Origin of the sequence: Pseudomonas sp. GXM4, assembly GCF_008923895.1 — a bacterium.
Classification (GTDB): Bacteria; Pseudomonadota; Gammaproteobacteria; order Pseudomonadales; family Pseudomonadaceae; genus Aquipseudomonas; species Aquipseudomonas atacamensis.
The window spans coordinates 1-4,797 of record NZ_WBRZ01000349.1 but is presented as its reverse complement, the minus strand read 5'-3'; the positions used below and the strand labels follow the sequence as shown (position 1 = coordinate 4,797).

At 60.7% G+C, this 4,797-nt stretch carries 5 protein-coding genes; 2 read left to right on the top strand and 3 right to left on the bottom strand.

Going from position 1 to position 4,797, the window contains the following annotated elements; all coding sequences use genetic code 11:
• Together lpxH and F8N49_RS25615 are read right to left on the bottom strand one after the other, a co-directional pair.
• A partial coding sequence (lpxH, locus tag F8N49_RS25620) for a UDP-2,3-diacylglucosamine diphosphatase (RefSeq protein ID WP_151553089.1) occupies window positions 1–724 on the bottom strand: 724 nt, incomplete at its 3' end.
• Window positions 721–1,227 (bottom strand): peptidylprolyl isomerase, encoded by a 507-nt coding sequence (locus tag F8N49_RS25615; protein WP_056788856.1) that lies wholly within the window; start codon window positions 1,225–1,227, stop codon window positions 721–723. The genes lpxH and F8N49_RS25615, both read right to left, overlap by 4 nt.
• A 251-nt stretch (window positions 1,228–1,478) precedes the next feature.
• Here F8N49_RS25615 and F8N49_RS25610 point away from each other — a divergent pair, with 251 nt between their 5' ends.
• Together F8N49_RS25610 and cysS are read left to right on the top strand one after the other, a co-directional pair.
• Window positions 1,479–3,176, top strand: coding sequence for a glutamine--tRNA ligase/YqeY domain fusion protein (locus F8N49_RS25610; RefSeq protein ID WP_024013424.1), 1,698 nt, complete (start codon window positions 1,479–1,481; stop codon window positions 3,174–3,176).
• An 18-nt stretch (window positions 3,177–3,194) separates the two neighbouring features.
• A complete protein-coding gene (gene cysS, locus F8N49_RS25605; protein WP_071172911.1) occupies window positions 3,195–4,577 on the top strand; it encodes a cysteine--tRNA ligase in 1,383 nt (460 codons plus the stop codon).
• Between the two features lie 162 nt (window positions 4,578–4,739).
• Here cysS and F8N49_RS28695 read toward each other — a convergent pair.
• Window positions 4,740–4,797, bottom strand: a 58-nt coding sequence (locus tag F8N49_RS28695; protein ID WP_218574920.1) for a helix-turn-helix domain-containing protein, incomplete at its 5' end; no start/stop codon positions are given.

The window sequence follows — 4,797 nt, the reverse complement described above, 5'->3', positions numbered from 1 at the left end:
GCGGGGCGAAATCGAACGGCGCCAAGGCATACCCGCTCTCATCCACCTGCAACGCCCAACCCTGACGATCCCAATCCCCCAGCACAATCCGCTTCGCCGCCTGCTCACCAAGCTGCAACTTGTGAATTGCCGGGCGGTGGGTGTGGCCGTGGATCAGAGTCTTCACGCCGAATGCCTGCATCACTCGCGGAATCTCTTCCGGGGTGACATCGACGATGTCATTGGCCTTCATCCGCGTCTGTGCACGGCTTTCGCTGCGTAGCTTGCGCGCCAGTTTGTGGCGGCTGCTCAGCGGCAGATGGCGGAGGATGAACAGGGTGATCGGGTTGCGCAGGTAGCGGCGCAGCTTCATGTAGCCAACGTCGCGGGTGCACAGGCTGTCGCCGTGCATCAGCAGCACTGGCTCGCCGTAGAACTGCACGACACTCGGATCCTTCAGCAAGGTGCAGCCGGCCTGTTTGCAGAAGGCCTTGCCGAGCATGAAATCGCGATTGCCGTGCATCAGGAATATGGCCGTGCCGCTGTCGCTCAAATCGCGCAGGGCCTGGCAGATGGAACGCTGAAAGGGCGTCATGGCGTCGTCACCAATCCACGCCTCGAAGAAGTCGCCGAGGATGTACAACGCACTCGCCGAGCGCGCGCGTCCGGCGAGCAAATCCAGAAACGCCCGGGTAATGTCCGGGCGCTCCTCTTCCAGATGCAAGTCTGAAATCAGCAATATCACGCTGCGATGATCTCGGCTTTCTCGATGATCACGTCGTCTGCTGGTACGTCCTGGTGGCCGGCCTTGGAAGTGGTCGACACGCCTTTGATCTTGTCGACAACGTCGGTGCCGGCGGTCACTTTACCGAATACCGCGTAGCCCCAGCCCTGAGTGGTCTTGCCGCTGTGGTTGAGGAAGGTGTTGTCGGCGACGTTGATGAAGAACTGTGCCGAAGCCGAATGCGGCTCCATGGTGCGGGCCATGGCGACGGTGTATTTGTCGTTGGAGAGACCGTTGTCCGCTTCGTTCTGGATGCTTGGACGCTTGTCTTTCTTCTCTTTCATGCCTGGCTCGAAACCGCCGCCCTGGATCATGAAGTTGCCGATGACGCGGTGGAATACGGTGTTGGTGTAGTGACCGGCGTTGACGTACTCGATGAAGTTGGCAACGGTGATCGGCGCCTTTTCAGCGTTCAGTTCGATGACGATGTCGCCATGGTTGGTGGTCAGTTTGACTTGAGTCATGGTCATTACTCTTCATAGGGAATTCGTGGTTCTGGGACATTGAGCCCCACAACCGGTTCAGCCTGCTTCGGCCAAGGTGCGCAGTTTAGCGTGACAGGCGCGAATTTCGAGGCGGTTTTTCATTTCCCGGCGATTAAATGCGTGCCTTTATAAGAGCTGCTCTGTCAGGCCCTTGACAGCATCGGCTATGATAGCGGCTTTGTTTTGTCTGGCCCCTCTTTGCGGCCGCGCACCTGTACGTCAAGGATCCTATGAGCAAGCCCACTGTCGACCCTACCTCGAATGCCAAGTCCGGCCCTGCCGTGCCGGTCAACTTCCTGCGGCCGATCATCCAGGCAGACCTGGACTCGGGCAAGCACACCCAGATCGTGACTCGCTTCCCGCCGGAGCCCAACGGCTACCTGCACATCGGCCACGCCAAGTCGATCTGCGTCAACTTCGGCCTGGCCCAGGAGTTCGGTGGCGTCACGCACCTGCGTTTCGACGACACCAACCCGGCCAAGGAAGATCAGGAATACATCGACGCGATCGAAAGCGACGTCAAATGGCTGGGCTTCGAATGGTCCGGTGAAGTGCGCTACGCCTCGCAGTATTTCGATCAATTGCACGACTGGGCCGTCGAGCTGATCAAGGCCGGCAAGGCCTACGTCGACGACCTTACCCCGGAGCAGGCCAAGGAATACCGTGGCAGCCTGACCGAGCCGGGCAAGAACAGCCCGTTCCGTGACCGTTCGGTTGAGGAAAACCTCGACCTGTTCGCGCGCATGAAAGCCGGTGAATTCCCCGACGGCGCGCGCGTGCTGCGGGCGAAGATCGACATGGCTTCGCCGAACATGAACCTGCGCGACCCGATCATGTATCGCATCCGCCACGCGCATCACCACCAGACCGGCGACAAGTGGTGCATCTATCCGAACTACGACTTCACCCATGGGCAGTCGGACGCCATCGAAGGCATCACCCATTCGATCTGCACCCTCGAGTTCGAAAGCCACCGTCCGCTGTACGAATGGTTCCTGGAGAACCTGCCGGTGCCGGCGAACCCGCGCCAGTACGAGTTCAGCCGTCTGAACCTGAACTACACGATCACCAGCAAGCGCAAGCTCAAGCAACTGGTTGACGAGAAGCACGTCAACGGCTGGGACGATCCGCGGATGTCCACGCTGTCGGGCTTCCGCCGCCGTGGCTACACGCCGAAATCGATCCGCAACTTCTGCGAAATGATCGGCACCAACCGTTCCGACGGCGTGGTCGATTTCGGCATGCTCGAATTCAGCATTCGTGACGACCTCGACCACAGCGCACCGCGTGCCATGTGCGTGCTGCGTCCGCTGAAAGTGGTCATCACCAACTACCCGGAAGGCCAGGTCGAAAACCTCGAACTGCCACGCCACCCGAAAGAAGACATGGGCGTGCGCGCGCTGCCATTCGCTCGGGAAATCTACATCGACCGTGAAGACTTCATGGAAGAGCCGCCAAAGGGCTACAAGCGCCTGGAACCGGCTGGTGAAGTGCGTCTGCGCGGCAGCTACGTGATCCGCGCCGATGAAGCGATCAAGGACGCCGACGGCAACATCGTCGAACTGCGTTGCTCGTACGATCCGGACACCCTCGGCAAGAACCCGGAAGGGCGCAAGGTCAAAGGCGTGATCCACTGGGTGCCGGCCGCCGCCAGCGTCGAGTGCGAAGTACGTCTGTACGATCGCCTGTTCCGTTCGCCGAACCCGGAAAAAGCCGAAGACAGCGCCAGCTTCCTCGACAATATCAACCCTGACTCGCTGCAAGTGCTGACCGGTTGTCGCGCCGAGCCATCGCTCGGCAACGCACAGCCGGAAGACCGTTTCCAGTTCGAGCGCGAAGGCTACTTCGTCGCAGACCTGAAGGACTCGAAACCCGGTCAGCCGGTATTCAACCGTACCGTGACCCTGCGTGATTCGTGGGGCCAGTGAGTGAGTCAAGGAACTAACGTGCTAACGATCTACAACACGCTCAGCAAGAGCAAAGAAGTCTTCAAGCCGCTGGATGGCAACAAGGTGCGCATGTACGTCTGCGGGATGACCGTGTACGACTACTGCCACCTCGGCCACGGCCGCAGCATGGTCGCGTTCGACCTGGTGACCCGCTGGCTGCGCTTCAGCGGTTACGACCTGACCTACGTGCGCAACATCACCGACATCGACGACAAGATCATCAATCGTGCCCGTGAGAACGGTGAGTCGTTCGAAGCGCTGACCGAGCGCATGATCGCCGCGATGCACGAAGACGAAGCGCGCCTGAACATCCAGAAGCCGGACATGGAACCGCGCGCCACCGATCATATCGCCGGCATGCACGCAATGATCCAGACCCTGATCGACAAGGGCTACGCCTACGCGCCGGGCAATGGCGACGTGTACTACCGCGTCGCCAAGTTCATGGGCTACGGCAAGCTGTCGCGCAAGAAGATCGAAGATTTGCGCATTGGCGCGCGCATCGAAGTCGACGAGTCGAAGCAAGACCCGCTCGACTTCGTCCTGTGGAAAGCCGCCAAGCCGGGCGAGCCGAGCTGGGAATCGCCATGGGGCGCCGGGCGTCCGGGCTGGCACATCGAGTGCTCGGTGATGTCCACCTGCTGCCTCGGTGAGACCTTCGACATTCATGGCGGCGGCAGCGACCTGGAGTTTCCGCACCACGAAAACGAAATCGCCCAGAGCGAAGCGGCCACCGGCAAGACCTACGCCAACGCGTGGATGCATTGCGGCATGATTCGCATCAATGGCGAGAAGATGTCCAAGTCCTTGAACAACTTCTTCACCATCCGCGACGTGCTCGACAAGTACCACCCGGAAGTGGTGCGTTACCTGCTGGTATCGAGCCACTACCGCAGCGCGATCAACTACTCGGAAGACAACCTCAAGGACGCCAAGGGCGCACTGGAGCGTTTCTACCATGCGCTGAAAGGCCTGCCGAGCGTGGCGCCGGCAGGCGGTGAAGCGTTTGTCGAGCGTTTCACCACGGTGATGAACGACGACTTCGGCACCCCTGAAGCCTGCGCCGTGCTGTTCGAGATGGTGCGCGAGATCAACCGTCTGCGTGAGAGCGATCTCGATGCAGCGGCGGGGCTGGCGGCACGTCTGAAAGAACTGGCGAGTGTGCTCGGTGTGTTGCAGTTGGAGGCGGATGACTTCCTGCAGGCCGGCGCTGAAGGGCGGGTCGATGCGGCTGAAGTCGATGCACTGATTGCGGCGCGCCTGGCAGCTCGGGCGGGCAAGGATTGGGCTGAGTCCGATCGTATCCGTGATCAGCTGACAGCGATGGGCGTGGTGCTGGAAGATGGCAAGGGTGGGACTACCTGGCGTCTGGCTGACTGAGGCCCAAAGCCCCTACCATGATCGTTCCCACGCTCTGCGTGGGAATGCCTCAACGGACGCTCCGCGTTCGGCTCTGTAGGGACGCAGAGCGTCCCGGGCTGCATTCCCACGCGGAGCGTGGGAACGATCGACTTTCAACGCACGACACAAATGCCCTGTGGGTCATTCAGCCTGCCGCAACCGCTTGTAAAGCGTATTCCGGCTAACCCCCAGCCGCCGC

Excerpts from the sequence above, each read along its gene's own strand:
- F8N49_RS25615 (WP_056788856.1), bottom strand. The coding sequence starts at position 1,227 with ATGACTCAAGTCAAACTGACCACCAACCATGGCGACATCGTCATCGAA.
- F8N49_RS25610 (WP_024013424.1), top strand. The coding sequence starts at position 1,479 with ATGAGCAAGCCCACTGTCGACCCTACCTCGAATGCCAAGTCCGGCCCT.